Genomic DNA, 20,584 nt, shown 5'->3' with positions numbered 1-20,584 from the left:
TGATCGACCGACTTGCCTGGCAATCGGGCGTATCTTGACCGCTCATACGCCCGATTGCCAGGCAAAACGGATGATCAGGTGGCACGGTGAGGGCATGGAACTCCTGGTCGGACTGATCTGCCTGCTGGTCATCGTGGCGGTGATCGTGGCCTGGGTGGCTTCGCTCTACAACGGGCTGGTCCGCTCGCGCAACGGCTACCAGAACGCGTTCGCCCAGATCGACGTGCAGCTCACCCGCCGCCACGATCTGATCCCGAACCTGGTCGAGACGGCGAAGGGCTACCTCAAGCACGAGCGCGAGACCCTGGAGGCGGTCACCGCCGCGCGCACCGCCGCGATGACCGCGCAGGCCAACGCGGCCCGCAACCCGGGCGACCCGGCGGCCATGCAGGGCCTGAGCGGGGCCGAGAACGGCCTCACCCAGGCGCTGGGCCGGCTGTTCGCGGTGTCCGAGGCCTATCCGGACCTCAAGGCCAACCAGAACATGATGCAGCTGTCGGAGGAGCTGACCTCCACCGAGAACCGGGTCGCGTTCGCACGGCAGGGCTACAACGACGCCGTGCTGGCGTACAACAACAAGCGCGAGACGTTCCCCGGCAGCGTGCTGGCCGGGCCGTTCGGCTTCCACAAGGCCGCGCTGCTGGAGATCGACGACCCGGGCAAGCGCGAAGCCCCGCGCGTGCAGTTCTGACCGCCGCCGCGATGGACTTCTTCGAGCGCCAGCGGCAGGTCAAGCGGATGTCGTTCCGCCTGATCCTGCTCTACGTGCTGGCCGTGCTCGCCATCGTGGTGGTCGTCTGCCTCGCGGTCGCGTTCGCGCTGGGCGCGTTCGAGGCCCCGGCGGCCGAGCTGGCCTGGCTGATGTTCTGGACCGCGGTGCTGACCGGCGGCTCGATCCTGCTGGCGTCGCTGTTCCGCACGATCGGGCTGCGTGCGGGCGGCGGCAAGGTGGCCCGCGACCTGGGCGGCGTGCTGGTCCCGGAGGACACCACCGACCTGCGGCTGCGCCGGCTGCGCAACGTGGTCGAGGAGGTCGCGCTGGCCTCCGGCGTGCCGGTGCCCGAGGTGTACGTGCTGGAGGACGAGCAGGGCATCAACGCGTTCGCGGCGGGCTGGTCCCCGGCGGACGCGGCGATCGCGGTCACCCGCGGCGCGCTGGACCGGCTCAACCGCGACGAGCTGCAGGGCGTCATCGCGCACGAGTTCAGCCACGTGCTCAACGGCGACATGCGGATCAACATCCGGCTCATCGGGCTGCTGTTCGGCATCCTGTTCCTGGCCATCATGGGGCGCACGTTCCTCTACGCGGGTGCGTTCGGCGGGCGCGAGCGCCGCGACAACCAGGGCAGCAACCCGCTGCCGCTGATCGGCATCGCGCTGATCGTGGCCGGGTCCGTGGGCGTGTTCGCCGGGCGGCTGATCCAGGCGTCGGTGTCCCGGCAGCGGGAGTACCTGGCCGACGCGTCGGCGGTGCAGTTCACCCGGCAGACCTCCGGCATCGCCGGGGCGCTCAAGAAGATCGGCGGCCTGGAGACCGGCTCCCGCATGGCCACCCCCAAGATCGACGAGGTCGGCCACATGCTGTTCGGCCCGGCCCGGCTGCGCTCGCTGTTCGCCACCCACCCGCCGCTGGCCGACCGCATCCGGGCCCTCGAACCGGGCTTCGACCCGGCCCAGCTCACCGCGCTCGCCCAGCAGTGGCGTGCCGCGCCACCGTCGGGTCTGGCCGAGGACGCCGCGATGGGCCTGTCGTTGACCGAGCACGGCGGCCCGCTGCCGGGCCAGGACACCCGGATGGCGGTACGCCCCGACGCGGTCGCCGCCTCCGTAGGCGCGCCGCAGCAGCCCGCCTACCAGCGGGCGGAGTCCATCCTCGAACGTTTCCCGCCCGAGGTCCTGGCCCGCGCCCGGCGCGGCGACACCGCCCCCGGCCTGCTGTTCGGCCTGCTGCTGTCGGAGCAGCCGGAGGTGCGCGACAGCCAGCTCTCGGCGCTGCGCGAGCGGCACGGCGAGAGCATCGTCGCGGACACGGTCGCGGCCGCGGGATGGCTCGCCGGACTGCACCCGCTGCTGCGGCTGCCGCTGGGCCAGCTGTGCTTCCCGGCGCTGCGCGCCCACCCGGCGGCGACCAGGCAGGACCTGCTCGGCACCATCGACGTGCTGGCCAGGGCCGACGGCCGCGTCAGCGTCTTCGAGTACGCCCTGTCCCGGCTGCTGCACCGCGACCTGTACGAGGCGACCTACGAGACCCCGCCCTGGCCGACCCGCAAACGCAGTCTTGCGACCTGCCGCAACGCGATCGCCTCACTGCTCGCGGTGCTGGCCCGCGCTGGGCATCCGGACGAGGCGTCGGCCGACCACGCGTACCACGTCGGCCTGGCGATGATCCTGCCCGGACAGCCGGTGCCGATGACCGCCCCGCAGCACGGCGTGCTGGCCCTGGACGGCGCCTGGCCGCTGCTCGACGGCCTCGCCCCACGGGACAAGTCGCTCCTGATCCAGGCCGTCGTCGCGGTGATCTCCGAAGACGGCACGATGACCGTCGCCGAGCAGGAGCTCACCCGCACCGTCTGCGGCATGCTCCACTGCCCCCTCCCACCCCTGACCGCCCTCCCGGCCTGACGCCAACCTCGGCGCAACTCTTGAAGACTTGCGCCGAGGTGGACAGCCTGGGCCGCGACTCCTCAAGAGTTGCGGAAGGTGCGGGGCGGGGTCAGCCGCCGATGAGGGTCGGCAGGTGGCGCTCCACGATGGGGAGGACCTCGTCGACGGTCACCTCGCGGCCGAGTTCGGCGCTGAGCGAGGTGACCGAGGCGTCGGTGATGCCGCAGGGCACGATCCGGTCGTACCATGTCATGTCGGGATTGCAGTTGAGGGCGAAGCCGTGCAGCGAGACGTTGCGGGCCACCCGGATGCCGATCGCGGCGACCTTGCGGTCCGGCCCGCGCTCGTCCTCGCGCACCCATACGCCGGAGCGGTTGTTGCCCTTGATCCGGGTGGTGGCGACGCCGAGCTCGGCGCAGACGTCGATGAGCATCTGCTCGGTACGCCGCACATGCGCGACCACGTCGGCCAGCCCGCCGCGCTGCACCGGCAGCTCGATGATCGGGTAGCCGACGAGCTGCCCCGGCCCGTGCCAGGTGATCTTCCCGCCGCGGTCCACGTCCACCACCGGGGTGCCGTCGAACGGGCGCTCCCAGGGTTCGGTGAGCTTGCCTGCGGTGTAGACGCTCGGGTGCTCCAGCAGCAGCACGGTGTTCGGCTCGCTGCCCTCGACGACGCCCGCATGCAGGCGGCGCTGCTCGTCCCAGGCGGTCAGATACTCGACGGTGCCGGCGCGGCGTACCGCGAGTGCCGGCGAGACGATGCTGGTCACGTCGCTCAGGCTACTCGCGCGTGCGCTCCCGGCCAGGGAAGGTGCTCGGCGTCACCCGTCCCCGTGAATGCGTGCCCGGCTTGCGATCGGTATCGTGTGCGCGAGCTTGTGAAAGCTTTCACAAATAGTGTCACGTTGTGCCAACCTTGCTGCACGTAGGGAAAGGACGCCTCGCGATGACGGCGACGCGGGAGAAGAAGGAGCTCCGGGGCGAACCGGGGCAGGAGGCCGGGGCTGTCGCGCCACCGCGGCCACGGCGCCTGCGCTGGCTGCTGCCGGCGGTCGGGCTCGTGGTCTGGCTGGTCGTGGGCGGGGCCATGGGCGGCTTTGCCAGCAAGACCGCCGATGTCCAGAAGAACGACAACGCCTCGTTCCTGCCGGAGAGCGCCGAGGCGACCGTCGTGCTCGACCTGAGCAAGAAGTTCGCCGGGCTCGACGTGGTGCCCGCGCAGCTGGTCTACGGCCGCGACAGCGGGCTCACCGAGGCGGACAAGACGGTCATCGCCGAGCAGCTGGCCACCATCAAGCGTGAGCTCGGCAGCCGGCTCGCCGACGTCCCGCTGCTCCCGCGCTACTCCGACGACGGCAAGGCGGCCCAGGTCACCGTGCTGTTCACGGAGACCGACGCGCAGAAGAACATGGCCGACGTGACCTGGATCCGCGACCACACGGGCCTGCCCGGCGGGCTGGACGCGCACGTCGGCGGGCTGGGCGGCATCCTCACCGACATGATGGAGGTCTTCGGCTCCATCGACGGCCTGCTGCTCGGCGTCACCGTCGGCATCATTCTGATCATCCTGCTGATCGTGTACCGCAGCCCGATCCTGCCCGTGGTCGTGCTCTTCGGCGCGGGCCTGGCGTTCGCGCTGGCCAACGGCGTGGTCTACCTGCTGGCCAAGGAGGAGGTCATCACGGTCTCCGGCCAGAGCCAGGCCATCCTCGACGTGCTGGTGCTCGGCGCGGCCACCGACTACGCGATGCTGCTGGTGGCGCGCTTCCGCGAGGAACTGCGGCACACCGAGAGCCGGTACGACGCGATGCGGGTCGCGCTGCGCGCCTCCTTCGAGCCGATCCTGGCCAGCGGCGCGACGGTCATCCTCGGCCTGCTCTGCCTGCTCGTGTCCGACCTCGCCTCCAACAAGGGCCTCGGCCCGGTCGGCGCGATCGGCATCGCCAGCAGCCTCGCCGTCTCGCTGACCCTGCTCCCGGCGATCCTGGCCCTGCTCGGCCGGGTGGCGTTCTGGCCGGTGCGGCCGAAGTTCGACACCGCGCCCGTGGCGGAGCGGGGCATCTGGGCGAAGGTGTCCGCGCTGGTCGGCCGACGGGCCCGGCTGGTCTGGATCGGCACCGCGGTGCTGCTGCTGGCCGGAGTCGCAGGGCTGACCCGCCTGGAGGCCGACGGCATCCCGCAGTCGGAGGGCTTCACCGGCAACCCCGACTCGGTGGCCGCACAGGAGCTGACCACCGCGCACTTCCCGGGCGGCACCGGCAGCCCCGCCGAGATCGTCACCCGGGCCGAGAAGCTGGATCAGGTGCTGCTGGCGGTGCGCCAGACCAAGGGCGTGGCCGAGGCGGCCCCGTTCACCGGGATGCCGGTCATGCCGGTCGTCCCGCCGGCCGGTGACGCCCCCGCTCCCGGCCAGAACCCCGCTCCCGGCCAGACCCCGGCGACCGACGGGGCGGGTACGACCGGGCAGGGCGCGCAGGCGCCGGTCGTCGTGCCGCCGCTGCCGGCGCCGAAGGTCGTCGACGGCATGGTGCGCATCGACGCGACGCTGACCGATCCGGCCGACTCGCCGGCCGCGCTGGCGACGGTCGAACGGCTGCGGGCCGCGGTGCACGCGATCGACGGCGCGCAGGCCAAGGTCGGCGGGTTCAGCGCGATCAACTACGACGTGCAGCACACCTCGCAGCGCGACCGCAACGTGATCATTCCGCTGGTGCTGGGCGTCATCTTCCTGATCCTGATGGTGCTGCTGCGCTCGCTGATCGCGCCGCTGCTGCTGATCGCCACGGTGGTGCTGTCCTACCTGGCGACACTGGGCATCTCCGGGATCGTGTTCAAGGACGTGCTGGGCTTCGCCGGGGCCGACTCCTCGTACCCGCTGTTCGCGTTCGTGTTCCTGGTGGCCCTGGGCGTCGACTACAACATCTTCCTGATGACCCGGGTCCGTGAGGAGGCCGCCAAGCTCGGCCACACGGCGGGCACGCTCAAGGGGCTGGCGGTGACCGGCGGCGTGATCACCTCCGCCGGTGTGGTGCTGGCGGCGACGTTCGCGGCGCTTGCGGTGCTGCCCCTGGTCTTCGTGGTGGAGATCGCATTCGCGGTCGCCTTCGGCGTGCTGCTGGACACGCTGCTGGTGCGCTCGCTGCTGGTGCCCGCGCTGACGGTGGACATCGGCCGGTTCGTCTGGTGGCCGGGCCGGCTCTGGCGGGCGGGCAGACCCGAGCGGCAACGCGGCCTGCCGCAGTAACCCGGGGTGGGGAGGAAGTGCACCTTCGGCCGACGAGATCCGGCCGAAGGTGCACTTCTGCCTTTCATACCACGTCTGAGCTGCTCATTCATCGCCGGATCAGGCAATGTGGACGGTCTCCTGCCCGTCGGTTGTCTGGTTTGTCCCACCTCCCTGGCGCGACCAGGGCCTTACCCTCTGCCGACGGTAAGGACATGGGGGAACGTATGTACTTCGTGCTCGGCTATTTCGCCCGTCACGGCAACGTGTCGGACGACGCGCGGCGCAGGCTGGTCGAACGAGCGGAGCAGGCGCTGGCGCCGGTGGTTCCGGAGTCGTACGTGCGCCACCGGCACGAAGGTCCCGGCTGGGGCGTGCTCGCCGGGCACAGCGCGGACTGGAACCGGCTGCGGTGGCCGCTGACGGCGCAGGACGGCGAAGTCACCGTGGTGTCGTTCGGCATCCCGGTCGGCGTCGACCCGGCCGGCGGGCCGCTGCGGATGGCGGGCCGCCTGCTGGCGGGCGACGACGTGCACGCGCCGGTGGTGCCGCCCTTCGGCCTGCTGGCGGTGCGCGACGGGCAGGCCGAGCTGCAGCAGGACTGGCTCGGCATGTGCCGGATCTTCATCGGGCGCACCGACGACTTCGTGGTGTTCGCCAGCCGGCCCGGCCTGGTCGCGCAGGCGCTGGGCAGCCCGCTCGCGCCCGACCTCGACGGCTGGGCGTCGTACGTGTCGGCGGGGCATTTCGGGGGCGATTCGTCGCCCTACGCGGGCGTCCGGCTGCTGGACCCCGGCGTGCGGATGTCGGCGGTGCGGCGGCCCGGCGGCGGCTGGGAGGTGGCGGAGCGGCAGCGGTTCAGCGCCGACGATCTGATGCGCCGTGCCGTCGCGGCCCAGGCCGAGTGCTCCTTCGACGAGCTGATGGAACTGGCCGGCACCGGGCTGGGCGCCGCGACGGCGGGCCTGTCCCGGCTGTACGACGGCACGCTGCGGCTCGGCCTGTCCGGCGGCAAGGACTCCCGGGTGATCGCCGCGTCGATGGTCGGCGCGGGCGTGCTCCCGACCTTCTTCACCAACATCGACACCAAGGCCGAGGGGGACACGGCGCGCCATCTGGTCGGCGTCCTCCGGGAGAAGCTGGGCGTCGAGGTCGAGCACCAGCTCGTCCACGCCAGCCCGCTCGCCCGGGTCACCGCGACCGACCTCGTCGACCGGGTACGCCGGCTGCACGCCGAGTACGACTACCAGTTCCCGTCCTCGTACACGGTCCGCCCGGCGCGCTCCGGGCAGCTCGCCGAGCAGCTCGCGGTGACGATCGGCGGCGCCGCCGGCGAACTGGCGACCGGGTACTGGTATCCGCCGGAGGTCGCCGGCGACTGCTCGCGGGCGACGGCCGACGAGGCGATCCGGAGCAAGCTGCTGCTGGCGGCGGTGACCCCCGGCGCGGCCCATCCCGAGGTGCACGAGAAGGAGCGGGCGCGGCTGCTGACGATCACCGACCGCGGTGCGGCGGCCGGGCTCACCGGGCTGAGGCTGACCGACTACGCGTACCTCATGGAGCGCATGCGGCGCTGGTCGGCCCTGGCCTACAGCGTCGGCATGGTCACCCCCTTCCTCGCGCCCGACTTCATCGTGGCCGCGTTCGCCGTCGACCCGCAGCGCAAGCGGGAGCGGGCGATGCACATGGGAGTGATCCGGCAGTACGTGCCGGAGTGGGCCGACGTGCCGTTCGTCAGTGTCAACACGGGCCGCTCCACGGTCACCCGGATCTGGGACGGCACCGGGCTCGCGTCCGTGCACGGGCTGCTCGACACCGTGCACGGCGAGCTGTCGCAGCTCATGCGCCGTGAGGTGGTGGCCAAGACGATCCTGGCCTGCGCGGCCGGCCGTGGCGGCGGCCCGCAGGAGCGGGTGCTCCAGCAGTACGTGTGGCTCGCCGCCGCCTCGCACGAGTTCGAGCCCGGCGCGGTACGCCCGCCGACACAGAGCTACCAGGCCTTCGTCAAGCCCTACCTGAAGGCGACCCGGCTGCCGCGTGCCGCGCGCAAGGTCCTCTCGCCCGTCGTCCGGCAGGTCAAACGGACCGATCTCGGGCGGCGGGTGCTGGCACAGGTGCGTCGCCGCATCGACGCCCGCAAAGGTGCGAGTGCGTGAAGACGCGCCGACACCGGCGGCCCCCGCGGCCGTGCCGACCCGCGGGGGCACGGTGCGTAAGGTAGCGCCGTGTCGCTGACCACCATGGAACCCGCCGCGCCCACCGCAGCCGAGCCGCCCGCGCGGCGGCGTCCGGGCTGGACCGCGGTCGCGGAGACGCTGCTCATCCTCGCCGGACTGGCCCGCCTGGTCTGGGGCCAGCAGGTCGCGGTCGTGGCCGACGGCGTGGACCGGCTCAACAGCCTGAGCCTGCTGCTCGGCGAGGGCCGCCTCAACAACAGCGAGTACTCCATCATGGGCCCGCTGTTCTCCGCGCCGCTATGGCTGCTGGGCCGTGCCGTGGCCACCCCCGAGGCCGGGATCGAGTACTTCAACCTGGTCGTCTTCGCGGCCGGGCTGGCCGCGCTCGGGCTGCTGCTGCGCGGGCTGGTCCCCGGCGCGCTGATCCGCCGGTTCATGCTGATCACGGTGGCGGCGAGCATGCTCGCGCCGGACGTCGGCCACTACGGCAGCGAGACCTTCACCATGATGGGCGTGATGGTCGGCATCGTGGTCGTGGTGCGGGGACGGCGGCGCGGCTGGGGCTGGGCGGCGGCCGTGGTCGGCGTGGTCAACACCCCGGCCACCGTGGTCGGGCTCGGCCTGGTCAGCCTGGTCGAGACGTGGCGGCACCGCCGCCTGCGGCTGCTGGTGCCGGTCGCGGTCGCCGCCGCACTGGTGCTGCTGGAGATCCTTCTCCGCAAGGGCGGCTATGTCGGCGACCGCGGCGCGAAGGACGTCATGCCGTTCTCGGGGCGGCCCGGCTTCTCGTACCCGTTCTTCTTCGGGGTGCTGGCGATCCTGTTCGCCTTCGGCCGCGGCATCGTCTGGTACCTGCCCGGCATGTTCCTGCCGACCCGCCGCGCCCTGGCCGACCTGGGCCCGACCGGCATCGACCTGGCCCGGATCCAGCGGCTCTGGCTGATCTTCGTCGGCGGCCTGGTGCTGGTGTACGCCCCCTGGTGGGCCTGGTACGCCGGGATGTCCTGGGGGCCGCGCTTCTTCCTGGCCGGCATCCTGCCCGCCGCGCTGGCGCTCGCGCTGCGCCTGGGGCACCGCCAGGCGGGTCTCGGCGCGAACCTGATCACGCTGGCCGTACTGGTGCTGTCGGTCTGGATCGGCCTCAACAGCCTGTTCTGGCACGAACTGTGGCCCACCGCCTGCTTCAACACCCCGCAGTCGGTCGAGGCGCTGTGCTGGTACTCGCCCGAGTACAGCTCGCTGTGGTACCCGCTGGTGTCCTGGCAGTTCGACCACCTGACCGGCGGCCAGTGGATCAGCGTCGCCTACAGCGCCGTCGTCCTCGGCTGGCTCGGCACACCCCTGGTGCGCCGCATCGCGGGCCAGGTGCGCGATGCCTGGCGCGATCACCTCGCCCCGCGCCTGACCCGCACCGCCTGGCACTGGTGACGCCGCCCCGGCTCATGATCGTCAGATCCTGTTCATGATCGTTCGACTTGCCTGGCACCCGTGCGTATCTTGAAGGGCCATTCGCCAACTCGCCCGGCAAGTCGGCGGATCATGGAAGGGTCGGCCGGGCGGGCGGGCGGCCGACGGTCGGGTGGGGGGCGTCAGGCCTTCCAGAGCCAGACGTCGCCGACGCGCTGCGGCGGGCCGAGCAGGTCGGTCATCACGGTCTTGAGGGCGGGCTGGTAGGTCGGCCAGTGGGCGCCGTGCACGTCGTCGGCGAGCACCACGATGCTCGCGTTCCAGTAGCGCAGGTCCTCGCGCAGTGCGGCCCGGTCGGCCTCGGTGACCGCGGGGGCCGCGCCGGTCTTGGCGACCGTCTCCAGCAGCGTCTGGGTCGGGCGGGGGATCGGGCCGATGCGGCCGGTGCCGTTCGGGCCGCCGGGGCCCAGGAAGAAGCCCGCGGGCAGGCGGAACACGCCCTCGCCCGCCCCGGCCGCGTCGGCCAGGGCCGCGGCCTGCCAGCGCTGGCCGTCGGGGAGCAGGTCGTTGGTGATCGGCACGGGCACCACGGTGCCGCCGTCGGCGACGTACTCGCGCCACTGGCCGGAGGTGAAGAACTCCGGCACGGGGGCGCGCTCGCGGGCCAGCAGCGGCGTCGGCACCAGCGGCAGCAGCGCGACGGCGAACCCGGCGACCCAGGCCCAGCGCGGGCCGGGCAGGGCCACCCGCATGCTGCCGCCGTCGGTGCGGCTGAGCGCGGTGGCCAGCCAGGCCAGGACCAGACCGAACACGGGCGCGACGATCAGAGCGAGCCGGGACGGCAGTGCGGCGTTGAACACCGGCAGCCCGCCGATCAGCGCCTCGGGCATCGGGATGGCGGTGAGCCGGCCCAGCCAGCGCAGCTCCGGGCCGAGCGAGAGCAGGAAGAACACGGCCGCAGTGACGCCCAGCCCGACCAGGTTGACCCGGTGTGCCCGGTCGGTGCGCCGCCACAGCACCACCAGGCCGATGATCACGAGCAGCAGCAGGGGCAGGCCGAAGAACGAGTTCTCCTCGGTCGGGTTCGCGGCCAGATCGGCGTTGAGGCCTACCGCGCCGGCCAGTGAGCGCTCCGGCCAGGCGGCGTACGCGGCGAGGTCCTCGTTGTGCACGTGCGGGTCGAAGCCGGTGCCGTGGTAACGCTGCGGCCCGGCGAAGTGCAGCCACAGGGGGTATGCCAGCAGCGCGCCCGCCACGAGCGCGCCGCTGCCCAGCCCGGTGAGCACCGGGCGCACCAGTGCCTTCACCTCGGCGCGCCGGGACAGCGCCCAGACCAGCGTGAACACGCCCAGCGCCAGCGCGGTGAAGAACAGCGCCTCGGCGGCGATGGAGAAGCAGACCGCGATGAGCAGGCCCAGCAGCGCGCCGTCGCGCACCGGCCGGTCCCGCCGCACCAGCAGCAGGCACCGCGCGATGATCAGCGGGATCACCCACTGCGCGGTCCAGTTCAGGTGGGCGTTCGCGTGCGAGATCATGGCCGGGGCGAAGCCGCAGAACAGGCCGCCGACGGCCGCGCCGATCCGGTTCGCGCCGAGGTGTCGGGAGAACAGCCAGTACCATGCGAACGCGGTGCCGGCCAGGTTCAGCGTCAGGATGACCACGAACGTGATCGCCGGGCCGGCCAGGATGGTCAGCGGGGCGAAGACGAAGGCGTACACCGAGATCGAGGTGTTGACCGCCAGGTTCACCCCGTCCGGCACGTTGAGCAGTTGGGTGAAGAGCGGGTCCACGCCGTGCGTGAGCGCGTACGCGCCGTAGGACAGCAGCCACTCGAAGAACGCCTGGTCACCGGAGTTGACGCCGCTGGCGCGGTGCGCCGGGTCGGACCAGAGCGCGCCGGTGACCCATACCGCGAGGAGCAGCGCGGTGGCCGCGACCAGCAGGTCTGCGCGGTGGCGGCGGGTCTTCACGGCAGCCTCGGCGGGGACGCCGCCGGCCGTCTCCGCGACGTCGGCGGGCGGGCTCAGCGGGCTGGCGGGCGAGGCGATCGACACTCGGCGCAGTTTATCAGCGAGCCGTGTCCATCCTGCCGTCCGGCGGACGGCATCACACCGTGACGGAACGACACGCGCGGGATCACGCGGGGTGATTGACCGGCCTATTGAAAATGACTATCAATAGCAGTATGAAGATGGCATTCGTCGGCAAGGGCGGCAGCGGTAAGACCACCCTTGCGGCGCTGGTGGCCAGGCATCTCGCGGCGGCGGCGACCCCCGCGGCGCTGCTGGCCATCGACGCGGACATCAATCAGCACCTGGCGGCGGCGCTCGGGATCAGCGAGGACGAGGCAGTCCTGCTCCCTTCGCTCGGCGACCACCTGGACAAGATCAAGGACTACCTCCGCGGCGACAACCCGCGCATCTCCTCGGCCACCGCCATGGTCAAGACGACGCCGCCGGGGCAGGGTTCCCGGCTGCTGCGGGTCGACGAGACCAACCCGATCTACGACGCGCTCGTGCGCCGGGTCGGCGGGGTGCGGCTGGCGGTGACCGGGCCGTTCGCCACCGAGGACCTGGGCGTGGCCTGCTACCACTCCAAGGTCGGCGCGGTCGAGCTGCTGCTCAACCACCTGGTCGACGGGCCGGGGGAGTACGTCGTGGTGGACATGACGGCGGGTGCGGACAGCTTCGCCTCCGGCCTGTTCACCCGGTTCGACGCGACCTTCCTGGTGTGCGAGCCGACCCTGCGCAGCGTGGGGGTGTACCGGCAGTACATCGGCTACGCCCGCGACTTCGGGGTGCGGGTGCACGTGATCGGCAACAAGATCGACGACCAGTCTGACGTGGCGTTCCTGCGCGAGCACGTCGGCGACGACCTGCTCACCTGGATCAGCCGGTCCGGCTTCGTGCGCGCCGCAGAGCGCGGCGCGCCGCAGCCGATCAGCGAGCTGGAGCAGGCCAACCGCGCCGCACTGGACAGGATCCGGTCCACTGTGGATGGTGTGGTGAAGGACTGGCCGCGCTACACCGCGCAGGCCGTCGAGTTCCACCTGCGCAACGCGCAGGCCTGGGGCAACGCCCGCAGCGGCGAGGACCTCGCCGCTCAGGTCGACCCCGCGTTCGTGCTCGGGCCGCAGCGGCTCGAGCTGGCACGACACCACTGACGGCCCCGCCGTCCCAACAGAAGGAGAACAACCCATGTCCCTTGACGTCCCCGTGGCGCTGCTGGAGCGGGCCGAGGCCGGTCAGGTCGACGACGCCGAGTTCGTCGACTGCGTGCGCCAGTCGCTGCCGTACGCCTGGACCGTGGTCAGCGCCGCGGCCGAGCGGCTGGCCGACGCGCCCGGCGCGGAGTTCGGCGAGCACGGCACGCCGCCGCCGAGCGAGGCCGAGCGCGGCGAGCTGCTGCGCGCCCTGGCCAGCGACGCGATCCGCGGTGGCCTGGAGCGCCACTTCGGCATCAAGCTCGCCTTCCAGAACTGCCACCGCGTCGCCGCGTTCGCCCTCGGCGCCGTCGGCGGCGAGACCTACCAGGAGTTCATCTCCCCGGTGGCCCAGCTCCGCAACCAGTCGCCCGAGCTCCGCGACTGCTGAGAAGCAAGGAAGGGCACCTTCTTAACGCTCCGCGTTATAGAAGGTGCCCTTCTTAACGCCCGACCGCCTGTGAGCTGGGCGGATTTGACCGTAAGGAGGGTTACTGTGGATATCTTCCTGACCAGCGCCTTCGGCCCGGCTGTGGCGGTGGCGCACGCGCGCGAGGCCGAGCGGGCCGGCATCGGCGGGGTATGGCTGGCCGAGCACCACTTCGTCGCGTACGGGCAGTGCCCGTCGGCGACCGTGCTCGCCGGGCACGTGCTGGCCGGCACCAGGCGCATCACCGTCGGCACCGCGGCCTGCGTGCTGGGCTCGCGGCATCCGGTCGCGCTGGGCGAGGAGGCCACGCTGCTGCACGCCCTGGCCGGTGAACGGTTCCAGCTCGGGGTGGCCCGAGGTGGCCCGTGGCAGGAGATCGAGGTGCTCGGCCGCGGACTCGACCACTACCGCCGGGGTTTCGCCGAGTCCCTGGAGGTGCTGCTGCGCTGGCTGTCGGGGGCGGCCGAGGTGCGCGCCGACGGGGACTTCCACCGCTTCGGGCCGCTGGCCGTGGTGCCCAGGCCCGCGAGACCGATGCCGGTGCGGGTCGCGGTGACCTCGGGCGAGACCGCGGAGCTGGCCGGGCGGCACGGGCTGCCGCTGCTGCTGGGCGTGCACGCCGACGACGCCGAGGTGGTGGCGCTGGTGAACCGGTGGGCACAGGCCGCGTCCGCGCACGGGCACGATCCGGCCGCTGCGGACCACGCGCGGGTGCGGCTGGCGTACCCCTGCCCCAGCCGGGCCGACGGCGAGCGCGAGCTGCGCGCCAACCTGCCGCGCTGGCTCGCGGGCATCCGCGCCGCGGTGCCGGTCGGCGGCGCGCCGCCGGGCCGCGACCTGGCCGCCCACGTCGAGCACCTGCTGCGGATCCAGCCGGTCGGCCCGCCGCAGGAGGTCGCCGCGGCGCTGGCGCACAGCGCCGAAACCACGGGGGTACGCCGCCAGCTGTGCATGGTCGAGGCGGCCGGCTCGCCCGAAGCGACCTCGGATCTCATCGCGACACTGGCAGCCCTGCCCGCAGCCTGGCGACTCGAGGCGCCCGACCGTGCCTCGCGGCTGGCCACCGCGTGATCAACCTGGGTTCGCCGATCCGGTGTGGAGGCCCGTCCCCGCCGGCGCCATAGCGGGGCGCGGCAATGTGTGTTTCGTGGACATGTCGGGAGTGTTGCCGCAGACCGTAGCGTGCGGCTCCACAGGGGAGTGACACGGATCACTATCGAGGAGCCCGCCATGCCCAGACCCTCCGCCCCGCGGTTGCTCCGCGCGGCGCTCGCCGTCCTGACCGGACTCGCCGGGGTGGCCGTCGCCGCCGCCCCCGCCCAGGCCGCGACGCTGACGCAGGTCAGCTCGTTCGGCAGCAACCCCGGCAACCTGACCATGTACAGCTACCGCCCGGACAACCTGCCCCCCGGTCGGCCCGTCGTGGTGCTGCTGCACGGCTGCACCCAGAACGCCTCCGGCTACTTCACCAACTCCGGCTGGCGCAAGTACGCCGACCTGTGGGGCTTCAGCCTCATCGTGGCCGAGCAGAAGTCCGCCAACAACTCGCTGAGCTGCTTCAACTGGTTCCAGGCCGCGGACATCGCGCGCGGTCAGGGCGAAGCGCTGTCGGTGCGGCAGATGGTCTCCCACGCGGTGGCGAACCTCGGCGCGGACGCGAACCGCGTCTACGTCTCAGGGCTGTCCGCGGGCGGTGCGATGAGCGCGGTCATGCTGGCGACCTACCCGGACGTGTTCAAGGCCGGCTCGGTCGTCGCGGGTATCCCGTACAACTGCGGCACCGTCTGCCAGTCCGCGGCCCAGAACAAGACTCCGCAGCAGTGGGGCGACCTGGTCCGCAACGCCTACCCCGGCTATGGCGGCCCCTGGCCGAAGGTGGCGGTCTGGCACGGCCAGTCCGACTCCACCGTGGTGCCCGCCAACGGCACCGAGCTGGTGGCCCAGTGGACCAACGTACGCGGCGTCACGCAGACCCCGACCGGCACGACGAGCCTGCCCGGCGGCACGACGCTGGAGACTTACGGCAATGACGTGCGGCTCTACAAGGTCGCGGGCATGGGGCACGGCACCCCGGTCGACCCGGGCAGCGGCACGGACCAGTGCGGCACCGCGACGTCGTACTTCCTCGACACCATCTGCTCGGCGTACCGCGACGCGGTGTACTTCGGCCTCGACAACACCGCGACCACGCCGCCGGGCGCGCCCGCCGGCCTGGCCGTCACCGGCACCACGAACGTCAGCGTCAGCCTGTCCTGGGCCGCGGTCTCCGGCGCGACCGGCTACCACGTCTACCGCGGCGGCACGAAGGTGACCGCGTCCCCGGTCACCGGCACGTCCTACACCGACAGCGGCCTGACCGCGTCGACGACCTACAGCTACACCGTGCGCGCCGTGAACGCGGCCGGGGAGGGGCCCGCGTCCGGCGCGGTCTCGGCGACGACCGCGGCCACCCCGCCGCCCGGCCCCGCCGCCCCGACCGGCCTCGCCGTCACCTCGGTCACCGACACCAGCGTGTCCCTGTTCTGGTCGGCGGTGTCCGGTGCGACCGGCTATCACGTGTACCGCGGCGGCGTGAAGGTCACCTCGTCCCCGGTCACCGCGACCTCGTACACGAACACCGGCCTGGCCGCGTCCACCACCTACAGCTTCACGGTCAGCGCGGTGAACTCGTCGGGCGTCGAGGGCGCCAAGTCGGCGGCCGTCCCGGCCACCACGAGCGCCACCGCGGCCTGCTTCACCGCCAGCAACTACGCCCAGGTCGCGGCGGGCCGGGCGTACCACTCCCTCGGTTACGCCTACGCCAACGGCTCGAACCAGAACATGGGCCTCTACAACACCTTCTACACCCACACCCTGAAGCAGACCGCCCCCAACCACTACGTCATAGCCGACGGCCAGTGCTGACCCCCTGACCGGCCGCCACCCCGATCGTCATAGACGTTGGCCTATCACATCGACTGTACGTAGATCGTTCTCGATGTGATAGGCCAATGTCGATTCAAAGGGGGACTCGGGGGCGACGGGTCAGGCGGGGATGGGGTCGGTGAGGGCGGCGTGCAGGGCCTGGGTGACGGTGCGGTGGCGGAAGGGGAAACCGGCGGCGGTCAGCGCGCCGGGCATGACGCGCAGGCTGCGGTACGCCTCGTTGCCGAACTCGCCGTAGAGGATCTTGAGGGCGGCCTTCGGGATCGGCATCACCGTCGGGCGGTGCAGCTCCGCGCCGAACGCCTTGGTGAACTGGGTGTTGGTGACCGGCGCCGGACCGACCATGTTCACCGGGCCCTCGACCTGGTCGTTGTCCAGGATGAACTGCGTCGCGGCCAGCCAGTCGAACAACGAGATCCACGGCACCCACTGCCGCCCGTTGCCCAGCCGGCCGCCGATGCCCATCTTGAACGGGACCAGCTGCGCCTTGAGGAAACCGCCGTCCCGGTGCAGCGGGTAGCCGGTGCGCAGCATCGAGACCCGGGCTCCGGCGGCGGCCGCGGGCGAGGTCGCCTGCTCCCAGTGCCGGGAGATCCCGGCCAGGAAGTCGTCGCCGGACGGGGACAGCTCGGTCACCTCACGGTCGCCGGTGTCGCCGTAGTAGCCCACCCCCGAGGCGTTGACCAGGATCGGGATGCGCTGCGCGGCGACCGCGCGGGCCAGCGTCGCGGTCGGCACCACCCGGCTGGACAGGATCAGCGCCTGGTACTCCTCGGTCCAGCGGCGGTCGCTCACGCCGACCCCGCACAGGTTCACCACCGCATCGGTGCCCTCGGGCAGCCGGATCGGCTCAGCCGGGTCCCACTGCCGCTCCGAGGCGTCCGCCGCGGGACGGCGTACCAGTTGGACGACCTCGTGACCCGACGAACGCAGGGTCGACACCAGGGGTTGGCCCAGGAAGCCCGAAGCTCCCGCCACCACGATCCGCATACGGCAATCATGCCCGATCGCGGCACGGGCTCAGCGCGCCGACACCGCCTGGCGCAACTCCTCGAAGCGGCTCGCCAGCTCGGCGTCGATGCGGGCGTTCTGCTCGGCGGTCAGCTCGACCAGCGGGGCCCGCGGCGGGCGTCAGGTTCGATCTTCTCGGCACCGGCGCGTCCTGCCCCGGGACCGCCGATCGCGCCGCCCCGTGGGCCACGATGCGTGGCACGTGAGGCCTACCGGTGCCGACGCCACAGGTAACCGGCGAGCACGAGCACCGACAGCGCCGCCTGTGCGGCCGCCACCGGGCCGGGTGCGGCGCTCGTCCCGGACAGGGCCAGCAGCAGCGGCAGCAGGCCCGGCACTGCCACGTCCAGCCCGGACAGGCACCAGGTCAGCCAGCCGATCGGGACCCGGGACCCGAGCATCGGCATCACCACGGGAGTGGAAGCGTGGTCGATGTGACCTCGCCGGGCCATCCGCAACGCGGCGACGGCCGGCACCCCGGCTGCGGCCGGGCCGAGCCAGACCCAGCCCTCGCCGGGCAGCGCCCCGGCCGACTCCAGCAGGCCCAGCGCGGCGGCGAGCCAGGCTGCGGCCAACAGGGCGGGCAGCACCAGCCGGGCCGCGTCGGCGGACAGGTCGCCGACACCGAACAGGCGGCGCAGGGCGGGACTGCCGGTCTCCCGGCGTACGCCGCCCGCACCGGCGCTCGCCGCGGCCAGACCGAGCACGAACACCGCGGCGGCGAACAGCAGCGGCCGGTCGGGCCACACCGTCGCCAGCAGGACGGGCACCAGCGTGCTGAGTGCGAGCAGGGCCAGCCGGGCGGGCCGGCGGCGCAGTCCGCGCCAGTCCGACCAGGCCAGCACCAGCGGACCCGGCCAGGCGGGCCACGGCCGGGACGGCGGCCTCCGCTCGCGCCAGTACGCGTTCTCCGCCACGCGGGACAGGAACGACGGTTCCAGCGCGACGACCGCATCGCCCGCGGCGCTCAGCCGGGTCGCGGCGTCCAGCACCGCCGGGGCCGGGAACGTCGCGAGGCTCCGCCACACCAGTACTGCCGTCACCAGGGCGCAGAGCGCGCCCGCGCCGGCCGTGACGAGCACCGCGGGCAGTGGGACGACGAGCAGAGGGCGCACCGCGACACCCGCCGCGGCCAGGGTCGCGCCGGTGAGCAGCGCGAGCACCGCCGTGCCGACGGCGACCCGGCGCAGCCGTGCCGCGGACCGCTCCGACCGCTGTGCCAGCGCCGCCAGACCCACGCCGGTCAGCGTGTACGAGCCGCCGCACAGCACGGCCGCGGCCAGCCGGAGTGCGCCGTGATCGGGTATGCCCAGCAGCGACAGCACGAGGCCGCCGAGCAGCACGCCGCAGATCACGGCCGCCACGGCGACGCGCAGCGCGGCCGGCCCCAGCACCGCGCGCCGAGGCATTGGCGACATCAGCAGCCAGCGTGCATCCGCGGGCGTGAGCAGCACCGGGCCCGCCACCGCAGCGACCCGGATCAGCCCGGCCAGGGCCGCCACCGCGAGCGCGACGCCGCCGACGGCGGTCACCGGTGGCGCGGGCGGGACCGGCGTGGACAGATCGCTGAGCAGGCCCTGGAACGGGCCGAACAGCAGCGCGCCGCCGACCGCGACACCCGCGACGGGCAGGCAGCGGTCGGACCAGTGCTTGTCGGCGTGCCGCCGACCGGGGGAGCGGATCGCAGCCCGGGCCGCGCGGGCCGCGGCGTCACCGGTGCGCGGCGTGCCGACGGTGGCGTCGGCCCTGGACGAGGCGGCGTTGTCCGTGTCCGTGCCGTCGGACATGGGCAGGGCGGCGGTGCCGTCGGTCATGCGGGCACGGGGCCGGGCTGGGTGAGCCGCCCGGCGCGCAGGTGGAGGCCGGTCGCGTCCATGGCGGCGACCAGTGCCGCGTCATGGGTGGCCAGCACGACCGTGCCGCCCGCGTGGGCGTACGCCCGCAGCATCGCGGCCAGGCGATCGCGGAACCCGGCGTCGAGCTTCTGCTCGGGTTCGTCGAGCAGGAGCAGGCGGCTGGGGCGGGCCATCGTCGCGGCGAGTGCCAGCCGCTGCCGCTGCCCGGACGATAGGGTCAGCGGGCTCGCGTCCGCGCGGGCGGTGAGCTCGAAGTCGTCGAGTGTGCGGTCGACCGGCGCGGTCGTGCCATGGGTCAGCGCCACCAGTTCGAGGTGCTCGCGCACGGTCATGCCGGGATACCAGGCGGGCTCCTCGGCCAGCAGGCCGACCTGCCGCCAGAAGGCCGGGTCGGCGGACGGGGCCGCGCCCAGCACCTCGACCTCGCCGCCGCCGGGCCGCAGCAGGCCGCTCAGGCAGCGCAGCAGAGTGGACTTGCCGCAGCCGTTCACTCCCTGCACGGCCACGATCTGGCCGGTGACGGCGGCGAGGCTCACGCGGTCCAGCACGGTGCCGCCACCGAGCTCCACGGAAAGGTCACGGGTGACGACGACGGGCACCCCGACACAGTAACGATCCCGTCCAGCTCGGACCCGTCGCACGCGAAAGGGGTGGCCGGCTCACGCCGGCCGCCCCTTCTCCGCTTGTCAGCCGGGGTGATCCCCGACCGGCCTCAGAGACCCAATTCGCCCTCGAAGTTGCCCGACTCCAGGCGCTCCTTGACCGTGCCCAGGAAACGCGCGGCGTCGGAGCCGTCGACCAGGCGGTGGTCGTAGGACAGGGCCAGGTAGACCATGTAGCGCGGCACGATCAGCTCGCCCAGGCTCGGGTCGTCCACGACCACGGCGCGCTTGACGACCGCGCCGGTGCCGAGGATGGCGACCTGCGGCTGGTTGATGATCGGCGTGTCGAACAGGGCGCCCCGGCTGCCGGTGTTGGTCAGCGTGAAGGTGCCGCCCGACAGCTCGTCCGGCAGGATCTTGTTGGAGCGGGTGCGCTCGGCCACGTCGGCGATCCGGCGGGCCAGGCCCGCCAGGTTGAGGTCGCCGGCGTTGCGGATCACCGGGACGATGAGGCCCTTGTCGGTGTCCACGGCCATGCCCAGGTGCTCGGCGTCGTGGTAGGTGACCGTGCCGGCCTCCAGGTCCATCGACGCGTTCACGTTCGGGTGCACCCGCAGCGCCTCGACCGCCGCCAGCGCGAAGAACGGCAGGAAGGACAGCTTCACGCCGTTCTTGGCGAGGAAGTCGGCCTTGGCCTGCCCGCGCAGCTTCGCGATCTTGGTGACGTCGACCTCGACCACGGTGGTGAGCTGCGCCGAGACCTGCAGCGACTCCACCATGCGCTTGGCGATGGTGGTACGCAGCCGGGACAGCTTCTCGGTGCGGCCGCGCAGCGGGCTCGGCGCGGCCTTGGCGGCCGGAGCCGGTGCGCCGGCGGCGGGCGCGGCAGCCGCGGGAGCGGCCGCCGGAGCCTTGGCCTTCTCCGCCGCGTCCAGCACGTCCTGCTTGCGGATGCGGCCGCCGACACCGGTGCCGGTGACCTTGCCCAGGTCGACGCCGTGCTCGGTGGCGAGCTTGCGCACCAGCGGGGTGACGTAGCCGTCCGCGCCGTTGACCGCCTCGGCGGCCGGAGCCGCCGCCTGCGCCGGAGCCGGCGCGGGGGCCGCGGCCACGGGCGCCGGAGCGGCGGCCTGCGCCGGGGCGGC

General features: G+C 72.8%; 15 protein-coding genes. 9 read left to right on the top strand and 6 right to left on the bottom strand.

What is annotated here, in order from left to right; genetic code table 11:
• The first annotated feature begins 94 nt into the window (after positions 1-94).
• Both FLL47_RS40485 and FLL47_RS40480 read left to right on the top strand, forming a co-directional pair.
• On the top strand, positions 95-691 hold the full coding sequence (locus tag FLL47_RS40485) for a LemA family protein (protein ID WP_144127992.1): 597 nt from the start codon (positions 95-97) through the stop codon (positions 689-691).
• A gap of 11 nt (positions 692-702) precedes the next feature.
• On the top strand, positions 703-2,622 hold the full coding sequence (locus FLL47_RS40480) for a M48 family metallopeptidase (RefSeq protein WP_144127991.1): 1,920 nt from the start codon (positions 703-705) through the stop codon (positions 2,620-2,622).
• A 91-nt stretch (positions 2,623-2,713) separates the two neighbouring features.
• On the opposite strand, the gene lipB is transcribed toward FLL47_RS40480, so the two are convergent.
• The gene (gene lipB / locus FLL47_RS40475; protein WP_144127990.1) at positions 2,714-3,376 is read right to left on the bottom strand and encodes a lipoyl(octanoyl) transferase LipB; all 663 of its coding nucleotides are present in this window, start codon (positions 3,374-3,376) and stop codon (positions 2,714-2,716) included.
• Positions 3,377-3,693: 317 nt separating this feature from the next.
• Here lipB and FLL47_RS40470 point away from each other — a divergent pair, with 317 nt between their 5' ends.
• The 3 genes from FLL47_RS40470 to FLL47_RS40460 all read left to right on the top strand — a co-directional run bounded on the left by FLL47_RS40470 (position 3,694) and on the right by FLL47_RS40460 (position 9,434).
• The gene (locus FLL47_RS40470; protein WP_246159314.1) at positions 3,694-5,850 is read left to right on the top strand and encodes an MMPL family transporter; all 2,157 of its coding nucleotides are present in this window, start codon (positions 3,694-3,696) and stop codon (positions 5,848-5,850) included.
• Positions 5,851-6,044: 194 nt separating this feature from the next.
• The gene (locus FLL47_RS40465) at positions 6,045-7,985 is read left to right on the top strand and encodes an adenine nucleotide alpha hydrolase family protein (protein ID WP_144127988.1); all 1,941 of its coding nucleotides are present in this window, start codon (positions 6,045-6,047) and stop codon (positions 7,983-7,985) included.
• 69 nt (positions 7,986-8,054) lie between these two features.
• Positions 8,055-9,434: a hypothetical protein gene (locus FLL47_RS40460; protein ID WP_144127987.1), complete on the top strand. Its 1,380-nt coding sequence runs from the start codon at positions 8,055-8,057 to the stop codon at positions 9,432-9,434.
• Positions 9,435-9,595: 161 nt separating this feature from the next.
• On the opposite strand, the gene FLL47_RS40455 is transcribed toward FLL47_RS40460, so the two are convergent.
• Positions 9,596-11,383, bottom strand: a complete 1,788-nt coding sequence (locus tag FLL47_RS40455; RefSeq protein WP_144128045.1) for a DUF6541 family protein — start codon at positions 11,381-11,383, stop codon at positions 9,596-9,598.
• Positions 11,384-11,598: 215 nt separating this feature from the next.
• Between FLL47_RS40455 and FLL47_RS40450 the strand changes: the two genes are divergently transcribed.
• From FLL47_RS40450 to FLL47_RS43800, 4 genes are all read left to right on the top strand, one after another.
• Positions 11,599-12,576, top strand: coding sequence for an ATP-binding protein (locus FLL47_RS40450; protein ID WP_144127986.1), 978 nt, complete (start codon positions 11,599-11,601; stop codon positions 12,574-12,576).
• A 34-nt stretch (positions 12,577-12,610) separates the two neighbouring features.
• Positions 12,611-13,006 carry an SCO5389 family protein gene (locus FLL47_RS40445; protein WP_144127985.1) on the top strand — a complete coding sequence of 132 codons (396 nt, stop codon included), beginning with the start codon at positions 12,611-12,613 and terminating at the stop codon, positions 13,004-13,006.
• A 105-nt stretch (positions 13,007-13,111) separates the two neighbouring features.
• Complete coding sequence (locus tag FLL47_RS40440) at positions 13,112-14,116, top strand: LLM class flavin-dependent oxidoreductase (RefSeq protein WP_186316220.1); 1,005 nt, start codon at positions 13,112-13,114, stop codon at positions 14,114-14,116.
• Between the two features lie 159 nt (positions 14,117-14,275).
• Entirely contained in the window at positions 14,276-15,949 is a 1,674-nt protein-coding gene (locus FLL47_RS43800) for an extracellular catalytic domain type 1 short-chain-length polyhydroxyalkanoate depolymerase (protein ID WP_222106423.1), read from the top strand.
• Positions 15,950-16,069: 120 nt separating this feature from the next.
• Here the strand turns inward: FLL47_RS43800 and FLL47_RS40425 are convergent, their stop codons facing one another.
• The 4 genes from FLL47_RS40425 to sucB all read right to left on the bottom strand — a co-directional run.
• Positions 16,070-16,960, bottom strand: a complete 891-nt coding sequence (locus FLL47_RS40425) for a TIGR01777 family oxidoreductase (RefSeq protein ID WP_144127983.1) — start codon at positions 16,958-16,960, stop codon at positions 16,070-16,072.
• 230 nt (positions 16,961-17,190) lie between these two features.
• Complete coding sequence (locus FLL47_RS40420) at positions 17,191-18,795, bottom strand: DUF6297 family protein (protein WP_144127982.1); 1,605 nt, start codon at positions 18,793-18,795, stop codon at positions 17,191-17,193.
• A complete protein-coding gene (locus tag FLL47_RS40415) occupies positions 18,792-19,436 on the bottom strand; it encodes an ABC transporter ATP-binding protein (RefSeq protein WP_222106422.1) in 645 nt (214 codons plus the stop codon). The genes FLL47_RS40420 and FLL47_RS40415 overlap by 4 nt, the downstream gene beginning before the upstream one ends.
• 113 nt (positions 19,437-19,549) lie before the next feature.
• Positions 19,550-20,584, bottom strand: a 1,035-nt coding sequence (sucB, locus tag FLL47_RS40410; protein WP_144127980.1) for a 2-oxoglutarate dehydrogenase, E2 component, dihydrolipoamide succinyltransferase, incomplete at its 5' end; no start/stop codon positions are given.

Origin of the sequence: Catellatospora sichuanensis (assembly GCF_007483665.1) — a bacterium.
Lineage (GTDB): Bacteria > Actinomycetota > Actinomycetes > Mycobacteriales > Micromonosporaceae > Catellatospora > Catellatospora sichuanensis.
Note: the sequence above shows the minus strand (reverse complement) of the source record. Positions and strands in the feature narration are given on the sequence as shown.